The organism is Maricaulis sp., from assembly GCF_030149425.1.
Taxonomy (GTDB): Bacteria; Pseudomonadota; Alphaproteobacteria; order Caulobacterales; family Maricaulaceae; genus Maricaulis.
This window is the reverse complement of record NZ_JASBRQ010000088.1, coordinates 1-16,454: the sequence shown is the minus strand read 5'-3', so window position 1 is coordinate 16,454 and position 16,454 is coordinate 1. Positions and strand designations below refer to the sequence as shown.

Below are 16,454 nucleotides of genomic sequence, written 5' to 3'. Positions count from 1 at the left end.
GCTAGCGCAGATCGCCTTTCAGCCGCAGGCTGAAAAGCAGGTAGATAACGAGTGTGTGCGCGGCGATAGCCGCGTACCCGCTCAACTCCGACTGGCCGGCGAGAATATTGTCGTAATGCTCGTTTCCGGTCAGGGCGAACCAGTCCAACTTGTCGAGCAGGAACGCGGCAACGAACACCGGCAGAACCCGGCGTGAGCCTGCGAGGAGCAGCAGCAGGGAGCCGACCAGGAAAGCGACGCTGCCAAAGAAAGCGGTCTCCTGCAGGAAACTGGTGCTGGCGATGAAATCGCTCATATGCGGGTTAAGGGCACCCTCACCGAGAAACCCCAGCCTCGCCGCAAGACCCAGCACGGCCCAGGCCAGGCCATAGCTCACCTCGAATGCGAGAATGAGAAGCACCATGGAGTAGGAAACCGGGTGGGCGCTGAGGATTTGCCTGGCCCGCCACATTGGGCCTACTCGCCGTCAAACTCGACCAGCGAGGAGACCGGCACGCCCAACGCTTCAATCCGTTTGGCCCCGCCCAGATCGGGCAGATCGATGACGAATGCAGCACCGACAACGGTGGCTCCGGCCCGCTGCAGCAGCTTGATCGACGCCTCGGCCGTACCTCCGGTCGCAATCAGGTCATCGACCAGCAAGACCCGGTCACCCTCATTGATCGCATCGACATGAATTTCGATGGAATCGACGCCGTATTCGAGCTCGTATTCCTCGATCAGAGTGCGATGGGGCAGCTTGCCCTTCTTGCGGACCGGTGTGAAACCGACAGACAGCTGATGCGCCACCGCACCCCCGAGAATAAAGCCACGCGCCTCGGTCCCGGCGACCCGGTCGATCTTGGTACCGGCCCAGGGGTGGACCATAAGATCAACGGCGATGCGGAAGGCCCGCGCATCGCCGATCAGCGTGGTCACGTCGCGGAACATGATGCCCGGCTTGGGGTAGTCAGGAATCGTGCGGATCGCGGATTTCAGGTCCATGGCATTCACTCATTGCGCCGCTAGATCGGGTTTTCATAGGGGTTGGGGAAGTCTTCCTCGAGCGCACCGGCTTCCCAGGAGAGAAAGTCTTCATCGGCCAGCAGCCGGTCGCAATAGGCTTGCGCTTCGCTGTGCAGATCAATGGCATAGCTGCGGAAACGGGTCGCTGCCGGGGTGAAGAATGCATCGGCGATCGACCATTCACCGAACAGGTAAGGGCCGGCCGGAGTGGCGACATCATGCCAGAGCGCCTGCATCAGCGCGACATCCATCCGCGTGGCGTCATTCAGCTCCATAGCCGCGGGTTCACGCCCCAGATCCATCGGGCAATGTTCACGCAAGGCCAGGAAGCCGGCATGCATCGCGCTCGTTGCCGAGCGGGCCCGGTGCCGGAGCGGCGCGGCCGCCGGCCAGAGCGATGGCACCTGTTCCGCGGCCCATTCACAGATCGCCAGAGAATCCCAGATCACCCCGTCATCGGTATGCAGCGCCGGCACGGTACCGCCAGGCGAGATCGCCGAGATGGCCGACCGCGTATCAACATCGTTCAGCGGGATCAGAACTTCCTCGAAGTCCAGGCCAGACTTCTTCAACACCTGCCAGGCCCGCAGCGACCAGCTTGAGAAACGGCGATTGCCGATAAAAAGGCGGGGTCTCGACACGTCAGGCCTCTTCCAATTCCGTGGTGCGGGCACGGGTCAGGGAAATCTGGCAATCCAGAAGCACATCGCGACGGGAATCCTCGCTCAGGATCATGAGCGCACCACGGCGCGCGCACTCGGCATCACGATAGGCCATCCAAGCGGCCTGAGCAGCCTCCAGGGCCGCAGCAGCGCCAAACATGCCCCCACTGTCCAGATCGGCGAGTTCGGCCTCCTCGGACGCTCCTGCGGCCGCAGCGTCCATTTGCGTCTCGGCCTGGCCGAGCAAGTCTTCGAGGCAATTATGCCGGGCGCGGGCATTGGTGAGATGCTGGGCGCATTCCACGGCCGGACGCGGCAGAGTGATCGGCTCTTGCACCGCCAGCATCAGAGTTGAACTCAAAACCACACTCAGCATGACAACCCCCGCTGCAAACCCGGCACACTTTCACCAACCGGATGGTCTTTATGGACGACCGGTCGCAGGCGCAAAAGACCCGCGTGGGCGGAAATTGATCAATCCGCTGCAAAAACGCGCGGGACCAGGCTCGCAAGCCGCTCTACAGCAGCCCCGAGGCGATGGCTGCGCGGGGTCACGATGGCCGTATCCAGGCAGGTCTCGATACCGTCCGGCGAGGCGGTCCGCTCGGTATTGGCCAAGGTCGTGGCAAGCTGGCTGAGCATCGCCTTGGCCTTGAGCGTATTGCCCTGCATGACCTCGAGCACGGCGGCAACATCGACGCTGTCCTCGCTCTCGTGCCAGCAGTCATAATCCGTCACCATGGCAATAGCGGCATAAGGCAGCTCGGCTTCGCGGGCGAGACGAGCTTCGGGCATGTTGGTCATGCCGATCACATCCAGCCCCCATGAGCGATAAAGCTCACTTTCCGCGCGGGTCGAGAATTGCGGACCTTCCATGACCAGATAGGAGCCGCCGCGCGTGGCCGCGATACCGGCATCCTGCGCCGCATCAAACGCCAGACCACTGAGACGGGAGCAAACCGGGTCAGCCATCGGCACATGGGCAATACATCCCTCACCGAAGAAACTCATCGGGCGTTGCCGGGTCCGGTCGACATATTGGTCGATCAGCACGAAATGGCCCGGCGCGTAGTCCTCGCGCAGCGATCCACAGGCTGAGATCGCCAGGATATCGGTGCAGCCGGCCTGTTTCAGTGCCGCAATATTGGCCTGATAGGGCAGTTCGGACGGAGACAGGGTGTGGCCGGAGCCATGGCGCGGCAGAAAGACGAAATTGACGCCGTTCAGCTCACCAAAGGTCAACTCGGCAGAGGGGAAACCCCAGGCCGTTTCCCAAGCCTGGGTCCGAACATTTTCCAGCCCTTCCAGGGCGTAGAGCCCGGAACCGCCGATCACACCAATCGTCCATTCACTCATCAATCTACTCCCTGGCGGCCAAGAAAAAGGCCGCGGACGAACGCCGCGGCCTGATTCTGTTCAGCGTTCGGCAATGCCTAGTGCTCGACGTTCGCCCAGATCTGGCGATAGGCCAGATAGACCAGAATGGTCAGGACGAAGAGGAAAAGCAGCACCATCAGCCCCGTCTGCTTGCGGATATCCTGGTGCGGGTCGGCAGCCCAGGTCAGGAAGACGGCAATGTCTTCCGCCATCTGTTCCTTGGTCGCTTCCGTACCGTCGGCATACTCGATCAGACCGTCGACAAGCTGCGGAGCCATCGAGATCGGGCCGAAATACTCGTTGTAATACTGACCGGCACCCAGCTCGACACCTTCCGGCGCGTCCTTGTAGCCCAGCATCAGCGAGCGGACATAATCGGTGCCGTGGTGACGGGCGCGGGTCATGACCGAGAGGTCCGGCGGCAGGGCACCATTATTGGAGCCACGAGCAATCTGCTCGTTCTCGTACGGTGCCGGGAAGGTGTCGGCCGGGATGCCCGGGCGGATCCGCGGATCGCCGGCATCGTCAACTTCACCAGCCCACTGGCGCGTGTAGGACGCGGCCAGCTGCATGACCAGCGGGTTATCGTTGGCGTTCGGGAAGCGCTCATCCTCGAACGGACCGCCGCGCTCACCCAGATTACGGAAGCTCAGCAGATCCATCGAGTGGCACGAGGCGCAGACCTCGACATAGATCTGGTAGCCACGCTGGATAGCCGAACGGTCATAGGTGCCGAACGGACCGGAATGGTGCCAGTGATGGTGCTCAGGAGCCTTGTAGTCGCCCGGAGCAGCACCAGCCGCCGCGGACAGACCAAGCGCTGCCAGACCGGCTGCAATAAGACGGGTCATTTTCATGATCTTGATCCTTATTCCGCCGGCTGGGCGCTGGCTTTATTGCCCAGAACTGCCGCTTCAATTGAGGCTGGACGCTCCTTCGGCTTCTCGACGATGCCCATGACCGGGAGAACGACGAGGAAGTAGGCGAAGTAGTAGAGCGTCAGGAACTGGCCGAAATAGAGGAATTTGAAGCCCTCAATACCGAGCACGTAGTCATCCGGGTTCTTTGCACCGCACCAGCCCAGACCGAAGCAGGTCAGGACGAAGAAGATGAAGAACCAGCGCGTCAGCGGACGGTAGCGCATGGAGCGAACCTTGGACGTATCCAGCCAGGGCAGGACAAACAGGATCGCAATGGCGCCGAACATCAGCAGCACGCCGCCGAGCTTCGCATCGATCGGGCCGATGTCGAAGGTGATGGCCCGCAGGATCGCGTAGAAGGGCAGGAAATACCATTCCGGAACGATGTGCGCCGGGGTCGAAAGCGGGTTGGCTTCGATGAAGTTATCCGCGTGACCGAGAACCGTCGGCAGGAAGAAGACGAAGACCGCGAAGACCATCAGATAGACCAGGATCGCGAAGCCGTCCTTCACCGTGTAATACGGGTGGAAGGGCAGCGTATCTTTCTTGCCGTCCTTGCCGCCACGCACTTCGAGGCCGACAGGATTGCCATTGCCCGGAACGTGCAGCGCCCAGATGTGCAGGCCGACAACGCCGGCAATCACGAAGGGCAAGAGGTAGTGCAGCGAGAAGAAGCGGTTGAGGGTGGCCTGGCCAACCGAGAAACCGCCCCAGAGCCATTCGCGGATCGCATCGCCGACGAAGGGCAGCGCGCCGATCAGGTTGGTGATCACGATAGCGCCCCAGTAGGACATCTGGCCCCACGGCAGGACATAGCCCATGAAGGCCGTGGCCATCATCAGCAGGTAGATCACAACGCCCAGGATCCACAGCACTTCGCGCGGCGCCTTGTAGGAACCGTAATAAAGGCCGCGGAACATGTGCAGGTAGACCGCGACGAAGAAGAAGGCGGCGCCATTGGCGTGCATGGACTGGATCATCCAGCCGAAATTCACGTCACGACGGATGCGCTCGACACTGTCGAACGCATAGGCTTCGTGCGGCACGTAGTGCATCGCCAGAACGATACCGGTGATGATCTGGATCATCAGGAAGACGGCGAGAATACCGCCGAAGGTCCACCAGTAGTTCAGGTTACGCGGCGTCGGGAAATCGACGAAGCTGTCCCAGCCGAGGCGAACGATCGGCAGGCGCGAGTCGAGCCACTTGGTAAAGCCGGTTTTCGGTTCGTAAGTTGAAGGTCCACTCATGCTACAGCCCACCCGGAGTTAGCGCGTTCTTCATCGTTCAGACCGATTTTCACGGTGGTTTCGCTTTCGAAGAAATAGTCCGGAACCGGCAGATTTTCAGGTGCCGGGCCGCGACGGATGCGCGCAGATTTGTCGTAGTGCGAACCGTGGCACGGGCAGTACCAAGCATTGTACTCGCCACCCGCATTGGTCTCCTGGCTCGTCGGCACGCAGCCCAGGTGGGTGCAATTGCCTTTGACGATCAGGAACTCGGAGCGCAGCACGCGATTGGCATCAATCGCGGGCGTGCCCTCGGGCAGGTTGTCATTGCGTGCGTCTTCATCGGGCAGAGCCGACAATTCGACGTCACGGGCCTCAGCCACCTCTTCTTCCGTGCGGTGACGGATGAAGACCGGCGCACCGCGCCACATCACCGTCATTTCCGAGCCCGGAAGGAGCTGGGAAACATCGACCCGGATCGAGCCCAGAGCCAGCGTATCCGCTGCCGGGTTCATCTGATCGACAAATGGCCAAAGCACCAGACCGCCGCCAACGGCGGTCGCGCCGCCTGCAGCGATGTAGATGAAGTCGCGGCGGGAGGGTTTTTCCCCGTGTCCGTCGAGCGCGCCGTTATCTTCCGTCACGAGCCGACCTCTTCTCTTCTATCTTGGGGAGCCGGACGGCATCCCCTGCCCCAGAAAATCGGCAGTCAAATCCGGGGTCCGGACTTGACGCCGCATAACCGATCGTCGATGGGCGTATCGCAGTGCCGCGGAGCGCGGCGTACACTTCCCGAATTTCGACGTGAGCGCGGCTTAGAATGCGTATCGTTTTTTTTCAACCTGATATTCCGCAGAACCTTGGGGCCGCAATGCGCGTTGCCGCCTGTTTCGGGGCTGGGATGGACATCATCGAGCCATGTGCTTTTCCCCTTACAGCTAAAGGGATTAGGAAGGCTGCAATGGACTATCAGGCGGCTATTTCACCCCTCCGGCATGCCTCCTGGAGCCACTACACATCAAGTGCAGACGCGGCAATTGGTCGCCTCGTTCTGTTCACTACCAAAGCTGCTGACAACCTTTGGGATTTCTCCTTCCGGCCCGATGACCGGCTGTTATTCGGCCGGGAAAGCGCCGGTGTGCCCGATGAGGTTCACAATTCAGCCGATGCCCGTGTGGTGATACCGATTCGCCCCGAAACCCGGTCGTTGAACGTGGTGGTCAGCGCCGGGATCGCGCTGGCAGAAGCGCAAAGGCAGCTCGGCCCGGCCTAGGTTATGCCCGCATCTTCGAAACGGTGTTTCATCCGCGCATAGGCGACCAAATCGGCCGCCATGAGGACACCGGTCAGCTGCGTGCCGTCCACGACATACAGACGATCGAGATGATGATGCTGCATGCGCCTTAGAGCCGCGTCGCCGCTGGCGTGCGCATTGATGAGCTGTCCGGCCTCCGGCTTCACCGCTATTTCGCCGACCCGCCTGTTTGGACGATCCTCGACCGGCACCGCCTGCGCTTCGGCAACCCCGGCCCCGCCAATCAATTGCCCCTGATCGACCACCGGGCACCAATCGCGATGGTGCAGGACCAGAACCTCACGGATGAACGTCTCAACACTGGCCCGGGCATCAATGGTCTCGAGACCTGGACGCAACAAATCGGTGACGCGCAAGTCCCGCAGAGCCAGGCGGGTTTCCAGTTGTAACCGCGAGGAGCGAGCGGCCGAGCGCAGGAAGAACCCGATCAGCACCCACCACAGTCCCGCCGCCGCGCCGGCCAGAAGCAGGACCAGCAGCCCGTTGACCATCAGAAAAGCGGCGAAGACCTCGCCGGCAATACTGGCGATCCGTGTCGCCTGCCGCTGACTGGCTCCGAACATCCAGATGATGGCCCGCAGCACCCGTCCGCCATCGAGCGGGAAGGCCGGCACCATGTTGAACAGAGCCAGGAGCAGATTGATCAGGCTGAGATATCCCAACACCAGGCCAAGCGGCAGCCCTGCTCCATCGAGACCGGGCAGATCTGCGGCCAGCGCGAACACGCCCGAGAGCAAGAGGCTCATCAGCGGCCCGGCCAGCGCCATCACCAGCTCCACAAAAGGCCGGTCAGGTTCCTCCTCAAGCTCGGCTGCACCACCAAAGATAAAAAGCGTGACGTGATTGATCGGCAGGCCGAAAGCCCGGCCGACAAAGGTGTGGGACAGCTCGTGGGCGATGATGGAAAAGGTCAGACCCAGAACGGCGAGTACCGCCATCAACACATAGGTTTGCGTCGATAGCCCGGCCTCGGTGTCCGGGAAGAACCCGACCGCCAGCGACCACGCCACGAGCAGAACCAGGAACAACCAGGACGGCTCGGCCCGGACGACGACGCCGTAGACTTTCACCGAAAAGATGTATGGCCTCATCTTGCGAGTGTAGGCCGAAAACCCGTGCCCGAGCCAGATTCAACCGCGTATTTCGGGGTGCGGCTTCGCCGCGCACCCGGCGCAACGCTTGCTTTTGATGCTTTTCCGGCCCATATGGGCACCAGCACGCCGCGCGTAGGCCTCCCGCAACCGGGAGATCGCGGCCCAACAGGATCGCCGATCCACCGCGCCCCGATGCGCTTCGCCGGACGGCTGATCTACGCTCATTTCGTTCATTTGATTTTCGCGCTCCGGCCCGGCCGGTTGCGCCTTTTATGGTATTTGTTTTGACCCTTTTTTCTGATCTCGGACTGGCGCAGCCCGTCCAGAAAGCCGTTGATGAAGCCGGCTATACCCAACCCACACCGATCCAGGCCCAGGCCATCCCTGTCCTGCTTGAGGGGCGCGACCTTGTCGGCATCGCCCAGACCGGTACCGGCAAGACAGCCGCCTTTGTTCTTCCGTTGCTGACCCGCCTGGCCGCCAGCGATGAGCGCGCCGGACCGCGTGGCTGCCGCGCCTTGATCCTGGCCCCAACCCGCGAGCTTGCCGCCCAGATCGGCGACAGCATTGCGACCTATTCGAAGTTCCTGAAGCTGAGCCACACCGTCATCGTCGGCGGTGTGAAGCCGCGGCCGCAGATCAAGCGGCTGGAACCGGGTGTCGATATTCTTGTGGCTACACCGGGCCGCTTGCTCGACCACGCCGGCAGCGGCGCCCTGCGGCTCGACAAGATCAAGGCTGTGGTGCTCGACGAAGCCGATCAGATGATGGACCTCGGCTTCATGCCGGCTATCCGTCAGATCATGAGCAAGCTGCGCAAGACCCGGCAGACACTGCTCTTCTCGGCCACCATGCCCAAGCCGATCCGGCAATTGGCCAATCAATTCCTGACGGACCCGGCCGAGATTGCCGTGACGCCGCAATCCAAGCCGGTCGAGCGCATCGAGCAGACAGTGATGCTCGTCGAGCGATCGGAGAAACGCGATGCTCTGCGCGACATCCTTGCCGACCAGGCGGTGGAACGCGCCATTGTCTTCTCCCGCACCAAGCACGGCGCCAACCGCATTGTCCAAAATCTCGGCAAGGACGGGCTCGAGGCGGTCGCCATTCACGGCAATAAGAGCCAGAATCAGCGCGAAAAGGCGCTCGAAGCCTTCAAGTCCGGCGATGTGAAGATCATGGTCGCCACCGATATCGCGGCGCGCGGCATCGATATCGACAATGTTTCACACGTGGTGAATTACGACCTGCCCAATGTACCGGAGGTCTATGTCCACCGTATCGGCCGGACGGCACGGGCCGGAACCGACGGCATTGCCATCTCCCTGGTGGAAATGGACGACCGCATCCTGCTGCGCGACATCGAGAAGACGATCGGTTTCCACCTTACGGACGAAGGGGCGGATCTGCATTGCCCGAAACCGGCCAAGAAGCCCCAGCGTGGCCAGCGACACAGAGGCGGCGGCCAGGGGCGTTCCGGTGGACAGCGCAAATCTGCAACTCCGGGCAAGCCCAGCGCCCAGCGCGGGCAAGGCAAGCCTTCGGCAAAGCCAGCTGAGGGATCCGGTAACGCACAGGCAAAACGCCGCCCTCGGCGCAAGCCGCGCAGATCCGGTGGCGCTGCCGCGGCCTAGGCGGCGCGCAGTTTGCTGAGAAAGCCGGTGATATTCTCGCGCATGGCGCGGGACTGGGATTGCAGGTCATCGACCTCACCGGCCACCGCTCGACAGGCTTCATAGGCCGCACGCGCGCCCTCGCCGACACTTGAGATCAGCGTATCCAGCTCGGCGGCGGCGCTGGCGGTCATTTCGGCGCTGCGGGAGATTTCACCCGTCGCGGCGTTTTGCTCCTCGACCGCCGCGCTGATCGATGCACCGGTCGCGCTCACATCCTCGATCGATGTGCTCACCGAATCGATCTCACGCACCGCGCGGCCGACAGTTTCCTGCATACCGGCAATCTGGCGGCTGATATCCTCGGTGGCCTTGCCGGTCTGGCTGGCCAGAGCTTTGACCTCGGAGGCCACGACGGCAAACCCCTTGCCGGCCTCACCTGCCCGGGCCGCCTCAATGGTGGCATTGAGAGCCAGTAGATTGGTCTGCTCGGCCACGGCCTCGATCAGGGTGACAATCTCGCCGATCTTATCGGCAGCCGCGGCGAGCTGGGTCATGGTCTCGACCGTGACCTGGGCCGATTGCGAGGCCGAACTGCTCTGGGTTGCCGTATCGCTGGCCTGACGCGCAATCTCGCTGATCGAAGCCGTCATTTGAGTGGTTGATGCCGCCGCACTTTCCGCCGACTTGCGCACATCTGTGGCCCGCGAAGAGGCCGTGGTCATTTCATCGCCACTGGTCTTGGCATTGCTGGCAATGGTGTCGGTGGCATCCTTGACGCTGGTTGCGGCAGACAGGACCTGATCGGCGATGGCAATCACCTGCTGCTCGAACTCAGCCGTCAGCGCCTCGATACGCGCCTTGTCCTCGTCCGCCTTTCGGCTCTCGCTATAGACCTCCAGGGCCAGGTCCATGTCGAGCATGGCCACACGCGTAAAGGCCGCGACACGTTCAGCGGTTTCCGCACTGCGGTTGTGCAGGCGGCTATAGCCGTCCTGGATAATCGCCGCCTGGATTTCGGACATGACGAAGGAATAGCCCGCCATGTAGAGGCTCGGCGACAGCCCGATCTTGTTGTGAACCTGTCCGATAGTCCGCGCGGATTCGACATAGGCATCGTCAAAACGGGCATCGAGCATCCGGCTCCAGTGCTCGCTCTGTTTCTGCTTGGCGTGGGACACCCGCTCCCCGGAGGCAAAGAAATCGCGGCTCTCCTCATGAGCGGCGAGATGAGCATAAAAGGCCTCCAGCACCGCCGGCATCTCCTGCTCGATCAGGGGCCGGACCTCACGCAAGGCCTGCCGGCCCGGTTCGTCGATTTTGAGAAAGGCCAGGCGATTGGCGATGCTCATCGTGCTCATGGTTGAAACCCTTTGGAATTTCCGCAATCTAATTGGGCTCTTTGATGACGCCGCGAGGGTAAACGCGGATTAACCAGAAGCCTTCGAGCGCACCCAAACCGGCTCATTTCTTATACATCGGATCGTTCAGCACGGGCGGCGCATCGGTCGCGCCTAGAAGACTTGCACCGGCGGCCAAAGGGCGTATCCATGTCGCCATGACCACGACTTCTGCCATCGACACGCTCGACATCGACCTCGCCCGGGCCTCCGCCCGCGCCTGGTTCGAAGACCTTCGCGACAAGATTTGCCACGCTTTCGAGACCCTTGAGGACGAGGCCCCCGCCCAGCTCTATGGCCCGCAAGCCGGCCGCTTCGAGTTCGAGGACTGGAGCCGGGGCAAGGATCAGGGTGGCGGTCGCATGGGCATCATGCGGGGCCGGCTGTTCGAAAAGGTTGGCGTTCACGTCTCCACCGTTCATGGCGAGTTTTCCGAGCAATTCCGCGCCCAGATTCCCGGTGCAGCAGAAGACCCGCGCTTCTGGGCATCCGGTATCTCGCTGATTGCCCACATGTGGAATCCGCACGTCCCGGCAGTCCACATGAACACCCGTTTCATCACCACCACGAAATGGTGGTTCGGCGGCGGCATGGACCTGACCCCGGTGCTCGACCGCGCGCGCACCCAGGAGCATGACGACGCCAAGGACTTCCACGCCGCCTGCAAGACGGCCTGTGACAAGCATGGCGAAGATTTCCACGCGCGTTTCAAGAAATGGTGCGATGAGTACTTCTACCTGCCCCATCGCGACGAGCCGCGCGGCATTGGCGGGATTTTCTACGACCGGCACAATACCGGCGACTGGGACGGCGATTTCGCCTTCACCCGCGATGTCGGCCTGGCCTTCCTGGATGTCTATCCGCAACTGGTGCGCCGCCGCATGCAGACGCCCTGGACCCAGGATGATCGCGAGGAACAACTGGTCCGTCGCGGCCGCTATGCCGAGTTCAACCTGCTTTATGATCGCGGTACCAAGTTTGGACTCGAGACCGGCGGCAATGTGAAGTCGATCCTGTCCTCCATGCCGCCCGAGGCGAAATGGCCCTAAGCGGGACGTGGATTTTCGCCCGCCTAATCCCGCTTCATCAGACCTCAATGCCCGATTATGCAGACCTCAAGGAAACGAGGGTGCCAATCGGGCGATGTCGCAAACAGGACGGGTGATCACGGCGGCCGGGCCGCAAAAACGCTTCGAAGCCGCCTTCAGTGGACGCGCTTTCGCGCCGCATCGGCACGACACCTATACGTTTGCCCTGACGCTAGCCGGGGTTCAGAGCTTCGATTATCGCGGCGCCTGCCGGTTTTCCCTGCCGGGCGAGCTGGTCGTATTGCACCCCGACGAGCTGCATGACGGACAGGCCGGGACCGAGGACGGATTTCGCTATCGCGGTATCAATATCGCGCCATCGAACCTGGTTGAGGCTCTCGATGGACGCCCCCTGCCCTTCATTCAGGGCGGACGCAGCACGGATACTCGGCTCATCACGCTGATTGCTGAACTGGTACAGGATCTCTCCACACCGCTCGCCCCGCTGCACTGGCAAACGGCACTGGCTGAGCTGGCCGAGACCCTGTGCGCACTGGATGCCGGTGAGGCCGAGCCCCGCACACCTGACAAGGTATCTGTGCTGGCCGCTCGCGACTTTATCGACGCCCATCTGATCGAGCCGATCCAGATGGAAGACCTGGAAACGGCAACCGGCGTGTCGCGCTGGCAACTCTCGCGTGACTTCCGAGCCTTGCTGGGCACCAGCCCCTATCGCTATGCCACTCTGCGCCGTCTCGATCGGGCCAAGGCCTGTATCTTCAGCGGCCTCAGCCTTGCGGAAACGGCCTATGCCTGCGGCTTTTCCGACCAAGCCCATCTGACACGGCAATTCAAGGCGACGCTGGGCGTCACACCAAGGGCCTGGTCCAAGCTGATCGACACCCGCACGCACGGCACGATCATTCAATAATTATGCCGCGCCAGCGCTTACACCGGGATCAGACCCGCAAAGGGCACCTCCCCAAAGTGAAAGCGCTTGCATGACTGAACAAACCCATTCCCGCCTCCGCGCCGCCGTCGAACTGACGGCCGGCGTCACCATTGCCTTCGGCACGAAAGCCGCACTCGACCCGTTTATCTGGAAATTCTCCGGGCCGATCTCGCTCGCCGTGGTGCTTACCGTTGCGACGCTTTACCTGCACGCACGCGGCGAAACCTGGGCGCAGCTTGGCTTGCGCAACCCGGGCGGCTGGAAGTCCTGGGCCCTTCTACTGCCGCAAATTCTGCTCGGTGTCGTAGTCATCCTCGGCGTCGGGGCTGGCACAGCGATGCTCGGCGATACATTCGGCCTGTGGCAGACCGGAGCGCTCCCGGATGGCGTAGAGGACCGATGGGGCGACATCCGGGGCAATCTGGCGGTCTATTTGCTCTGGCTGGCACTGGCCTGGGTGTCTGCCGGTTTCGGCGAGGAGCTGTTCTTTCGCGGCTTCATGGTCAGCCGCGCCGAGCGGGTGACGCAAGGCCTGCCCCTTGCCCTCTTCCTCGCCGTACTGATCCCGGCAGCGATTTTCGGCATCGCCCACTTCTACTATCAGGGCCTGCGCGGCCTCATCGTCACCGGATTGATTGGTTTGTCCCTGGGCACGCTTTACCTCGTCTACAAGCGCAATCTCTGGCCATTGATTGTCGCCCATGGTCTCGTCGATACGCTCGGCTTTACTGCGCTCTATCTCGACGCAGACTGGTAGACCCAACACGAAAAAGCCCCGGCCAGCTGGCCGGGGCTTTTTGGCTTGAATGCGTGTCCACGCAAGTGCTTCAGGCAATCGACCAGCTGTTCCTCGCCCATCGCCCATTAAAATGCGACCGCCGCCGGAGACCGTGCAGTCCGGTTACACTCTTCGGCTGCGCAGCGATGTCGATTGGCAGGGGTCGGCCGCCCCCATGTCCGATTCTGTCGCTTTTTAGCCCTTTCGGCCATGACGATGCTCGCGTAATTCTCCGCGCATGGCAGAAAAACGTACCATACGAATAGGCTTTCTGGTCTTCGAAGGCATTCAGGCGCTCGACTTGTTTGGTCCGCAGGAAGTGTTTGCGGAGGCGAATAGCTGCGGCTCGGATACCGCCACCTCCTACGAAACGCTCCTGATCAGCGAGACCGGCGAGAACGTAACAACGGAAAGCGGCGTCACGATAGGAGCCCACGCCAGCCTCGATAACTGTCCGCCACTTCACACACTCATCGTACCGGGCGGCGCCGGTTCAAGGCCGGATAGAATCCCTCAACGGGTAGTCGACTGGGTCTCCAGACGCGCTACAGAGACCCGGCGCCTTGGAAGCGTTTGTACAGGTTTGTTTATCCTGGCCCGTACGGGGATTCTGGACGGGCGCCCGGTCACAACACACTGGCATCATGTCGACGAAGCCGCCAAAGCCTTCCCAAACCTCAACATTGCCGCTGATGCGCTATTCGTGCGCGACGATGGGATCATCACAGCAGCGGGTATCACTGCCGGCATCGATATGGCCCTATCCTTGGTTGAAGAAGACATGGGTGCAGGTGTCGCGGCCCAGGTCGCGCGCGAACTGGTGGTCTTTCTCCGCCGTCCCGGTGGCCAGAACCAATACTCCTCGCTGTTGCAGCGCCAAGCTGCCGAGAATGACAAGTTCGCGGGTCTCTTGGCCTGGATCGCCGACAATCTGACAGAGGACTTGTCGGTCGAAGCCCTGGCCGCCCGTGCCTGTCTGAGCGAGAGACATTTCCGGCGGAGTTTCAAGGACCTTCACAACGAAACACCCGCCCGCGCCATAGAACGTATCCGCATCGACGTGGCCAAGGACTGGCTTTCGGCAAGCCGACTTTCGATCGCAGAAATTGCACGCTCAGTCGGCTTTCAGTCCGCCGACGCCTTCCGGCGCGCTTTCGAGCGCCAGGTTGGTGCAACACCGCGCGATTACCGGCAACGGTTCGGCCACCAACACAATCAATCCCAATCATTCAAGGAGTAGCGCGTGAACGCGATAACTAAAGCCTGCGCAGTTCTCACCCTCGCCTTAGCACTCGCCTCGCCCGGGATAGCCGACGGGCGCGATCAGGTTGAGCAATGGCGAGAAGACATCCAGTTTTACCACTCAGCGCTGCAGGACGGGCATATCAATCTCTACCACTCAGTCAGTGAACAGCGCTTCTCGGCCGAGCTAGAGCGGCTGATGGACCGGCTTCCGGTCCTCACCGAGGATGAAATTGTTGTCGAGATGATGCGGATCACGCGTCTTATAAATGATGGGCATACCCAATTTCCGATCATGTCTGGTCCACATCGGCATTATCCGCTGCGTTTCTTCATGATCGACGATAGCGTCTACGTGCGCTCGGCATCGGACACCTTGGAGCGCTATCTGGGCGCACGGGTCGTTTCGATCGACGGTGTTCCCATCGCAGCCGTGCTGGCAAGAATCGAGCCGATCGTTCAGCCTGCGGAGAACAAGTACGGGCTCATGCACAGCCTCGCCTTTCATCTCACCGTTGACAACATGCTGTTCGGCGCCGGTGTTACACAGGCGTACGGGTCGGCAGAATTCGTGTTCGAAACCTCTGACAGCACGCTTTCGACCGAGATTGTCACATCGCTTCCCATGAGCGAATACCTTGCTAAAACAACCAATTGGATTGAGCAGCACACCCCGTTTCCGGAAGCCGATCTGGTGTTGAACGACGACCTCTGGATCACCGCAGATCCCCAGACGAGAACAGCCTATTTCCATTTCGCTGCCTATCCGGCGTTTGAGGACATGCTCCGCTTCGGGCCGCTCGTGGGCGCCTACCTCGCCGAGAATAATGTCCGCAACATCATCATCGATCTGCGCGAGAATGGCGGTGGCGATTTCTATGTTGGCCTGGCGTTGTCCAGCCCGATCCTGATGACCGACAGCGTTGACTGGCGGAACGGCGTCTACATCCTGACCGGCCGCACGACCTTTTCCGCTGCAATGAGCAATGCGGCCCAGTTTCGGCAAATCCTCAATGCTCGCCTGATCGGCGAACCAACAGGGGCAAATCCGGTGTCCTATTCCGAAGTCGGGCAGTTCAGCCTGCCCAACTCCGGTCGACAGGTGATCTACTCGAAACGTCTCTACCGTTTCCAAGCCGAGAATACGCCCGGGATTCAGCCGGACGTGTTCATTCAGCCGACCGTGGATCAGTTCCGCACCGGCGAGGATCCCGTGCTGAATTGGGTGATGACGGATATCCGATCTCGCCAGGATTAATCCAGCGTTCCACACGAAAAATCCCGGCGCCGAAGACGCCGGGATTTCTTCAATCGTTCGTAAACGCTTTGGACTAGTGCTTCAGGCGGGCGAGGAGCTCGTCCTTGCTCGGCTCGAAACGCTCGGCGATCCAGTGTGCCTTGAGCTCGTCGAGCGCATCGCCCAGCATCGGGCCCGGCTCGTAGCCCATAAGGATCAGATCGCCGCCTGAAACCGGAAAATCCGGCTCTTTCCATTCCGCAGCAAACTGGGCCAGGAGACGCCAATCGCGCGGCGGCGGAGCAGTTTCAGAAGCGGCCGCAAGACGGGCCTGGTCTTCAAAAGCGCGCGCGCCCAGCGCCATGATGGCGCGTTCGGCAGCGGCACGGTCGGTAAAAGCGTCGTGGACATCGCCCCGGGCCGACGGATCGACAGCACCCTGGAGGCGTTGGGTCTCGGCGTTGGACATTTTGAGTTTCGCAGCCATGGTCCTGATCCTTTCCGGTCCGCCATCGGCCAGCGCCACAAACCGCAACAGCGAATCGGGCGCTAATCCGTATTCTACATCTTGATCAATGATTGCGGTCAGGACTCTTAAGGAT

At 61.4% G+C, this 16,454-nt stretch carries 18 protein-coding genes; 7 read left to right on the top strand and 11 right to left on the bottom strand.

Going from position 1 to position 16,454, the window contains the following annotated elements:
• Position 1: 1 nt before the first annotated feature.
• The 8 genes from Q1V57_RS15240 to petA form a co-directional block, all read right to left on the bottom strand.
• Entirely contained in the window at positions 2 to 451 is a 450-nt protein-coding gene (locus tag Q1V57_RS15240; RefSeq protein WP_300532537.1) for a hypothetical protein, read from the bottom strand.
• A gap of 5 nt (positions 452 to 456) precedes the next feature.
• On the bottom strand, positions 457 to 984 hold the full coding sequence (locus tag Q1V57_RS15235) for an adenine phosphoribosyltransferase (RefSeq protein WP_300532535.1): 528 nt from the start codon (positions 982 to 984) through the stop codon (positions 457 to 459).
• 20 nt (positions 985 to 1,004) lie between these two features.
• Complete coding sequence (locus tag Q1V57_RS15230) at positions 1,005 to 1,646, bottom strand: glutathione S-transferase family protein (RefSeq protein WP_300532533.1); 642 nt, start codon at positions 1,644 to 1,646, stop codon at positions 1,005 to 1,007.
• 1 nt (position 1,647) lies between these two features.
• Positions 1,648 to 2,043, bottom strand: coding sequence for a lysozyme inhibitor LprI family protein (locus Q1V57_RS15225; protein WP_300532531.1), 396 nt, complete (start codon positions 2,041 to 2,043; stop codon positions 1,648 to 1,650).
• A 98-nt stretch (positions 2,044 to 2,141) separates the two neighbouring features.
• Entirely contained in the window at positions 2,142 to 3,023 is an 882-nt protein-coding gene (gene mtnP / locus Q1V57_RS15220) for an S-methyl-5'-thioadenosine phosphorylase (protein ID WP_300532529.1), read from the bottom strand.
• 77 nt (positions 3,024 to 3,100) lie between these two features.
• Entirely contained in the window at positions 3,101 to 3,901 is an 801-nt protein-coding gene (locus Q1V57_RS15215) for a cytochrome c1 (RefSeq protein WP_300532528.1), read from the bottom strand.
• A gap of 11 nt (positions 3,902 to 3,912) precedes the next feature.
• Positions 3,913 to 5,214, bottom strand: a complete 1,302-nt coding sequence (locus Q1V57_RS15210; protein WP_300532526.1) for a cytochrome b N-terminal domain-containing protein — start codon at positions 5,212 to 5,214, stop codon at positions 3,913 to 3,915.
• Positions 5,211 to 5,837 carry a ubiquinol-cytochrome c reductase iron-sulfur subunit gene (gene petA, locus Q1V57_RS15205; protein ID WP_300532525.1) on the bottom strand — a complete coding sequence of 209 codons (627 nt, stop codon included), beginning with the start codon at positions 5,835 to 5,837 and terminating at the stop codon, positions 5,211 to 5,213. Before petA ends, Q1V57_RS15210 begins: the two co-directional genes overlap by 4 nt.
• 176 nt (positions 5,838 to 6,013) lie before the next feature.
• Between petA and Q1V57_RS15200 the strand changes: the two genes are divergently transcribed.
• On the top strand, positions 6,014 to 6,466 hold the full coding sequence (locus Q1V57_RS15200) for a TrmH family RNA methyltransferase (protein WP_300532523.1): 453 nt from the start codon (positions 6,014 to 6,016) through the stop codon (positions 6,464 to 6,466).
• Here Q1V57_RS15200 and Q1V57_RS15195 read toward each other — a convergent pair.
• Positions 6,463 to 7,599 carry a site-2 protease family protein gene (locus Q1V57_RS15195; protein ID WP_300532522.1) on the bottom strand — a complete coding sequence of 379 codons (1,137 nt, stop codon included), beginning with the start codon at positions 7,597 to 7,599 and terminating at the stop codon, positions 6,463 to 6,465. The genes Q1V57_RS15200 and Q1V57_RS15195 overlap by 4 nt on opposite strands.
• A 287-nt stretch (positions 7,600 to 7,886) precedes the next feature.
• Between Q1V57_RS15195 and Q1V57_RS15190 the strand changes: the two genes are divergently transcribed.
• Positions 7,887 to 9,236, top strand: coding sequence for a DEAD/DEAH box helicase (locus Q1V57_RS15190; RefSeq protein ID WP_300532520.1), 1,350 nt, complete (start codon positions 7,887 to 7,889; stop codon positions 9,234 to 9,236).
• Here the strand turns inward: Q1V57_RS15190 and Q1V57_RS15185 are convergent.
• On the bottom strand, positions 9,233 to 10,576 hold the full coding sequence (locus Q1V57_RS15185; protein ID WP_300532518.1) for a globin-coupled sensor protein: 1,344 nt from the start codon (positions 10,574 to 10,576) through the stop codon (positions 9,233 to 9,235). The genes Q1V57_RS15190 and Q1V57_RS15185 overlap by 4 nt on opposite strands.
• Positions 10,577 to 10,791: 215 nt before the next feature.
• On the opposite strand from Q1V57_RS15185, the gene hemF reads away from it, so the two are divergent.
• From hemF to Q1V57_RS15160, 5 genes are all read left to right on the top strand, one after another.
• Positions 10,792 to 11,664: an oxygen-dependent coproporphyrinogen oxidase gene (gene hemF / locus Q1V57_RS15180; RefSeq protein ID WP_366145179.1), complete on the top strand. Its 873-nt coding sequence runs from the start codon at positions 10,792 to 10,794 to the stop codon at positions 11,662 to 11,664.
• Positions 11,665 to 11,758: 94 nt separating this feature from the next.
• On the top strand, positions 11,759 to 12,574 hold the full coding sequence (locus tag Q1V57_RS15175; RefSeq protein WP_300532514.1) for an AraC family transcriptional regulator: 816 nt from the start codon (positions 11,759 to 11,761) through the stop codon (positions 12,572 to 12,574).
• A 70-nt stretch (positions 12,575 to 12,644) separates the two neighbouring features.
• The gene (locus tag Q1V57_RS15170) at positions 12,645 to 13,352 is read left to right on the top strand and encodes a CPBP family intramembrane glutamic endopeptidase (protein WP_300532512.1); all 708 of its coding nucleotides are present in this window, start codon (positions 12,645 to 12,647) and stop codon (positions 13,350 to 13,352) included.
• Positions 13,353 to 13,611: 259 nt separating this feature from the next.
• On the top strand, positions 13,612 to 14,613 hold the full coding sequence (locus Q1V57_RS15165; RefSeq protein ID WP_300532510.1) for a GlxA family transcriptional regulator: 1,002 nt from the start codon (positions 13,612 to 13,614) through the stop codon (positions 14,611 to 14,613).
• Positions 14,614 to 14,616: 3 nt separating this feature from the next.
• A complete protein-coding gene (locus Q1V57_RS15160; RefSeq protein ID WP_300532509.1) occupies positions 14,617 to 15,873 on the top strand; it encodes a S41 family peptidase in 1,257 nt (418 codons plus the stop codon).
• Positions 15,874 to 15,946: 73 nt separating this feature from the next.
• Here Q1V57_RS15160 and Q1V57_RS15155 read toward each other — a convergent pair whose 3' ends face one another.
• Positions 15,947 to 16,339, bottom strand: a complete 393-nt coding sequence (locus tag Q1V57_RS15155) for a hypothetical protein (protein WP_300532507.1) — start codon at positions 16,337 to 16,339, stop codon at positions 15,947 to 15,949.
• Positions 16,340 to 16,454: the final 115 nt, after the last annotated feature.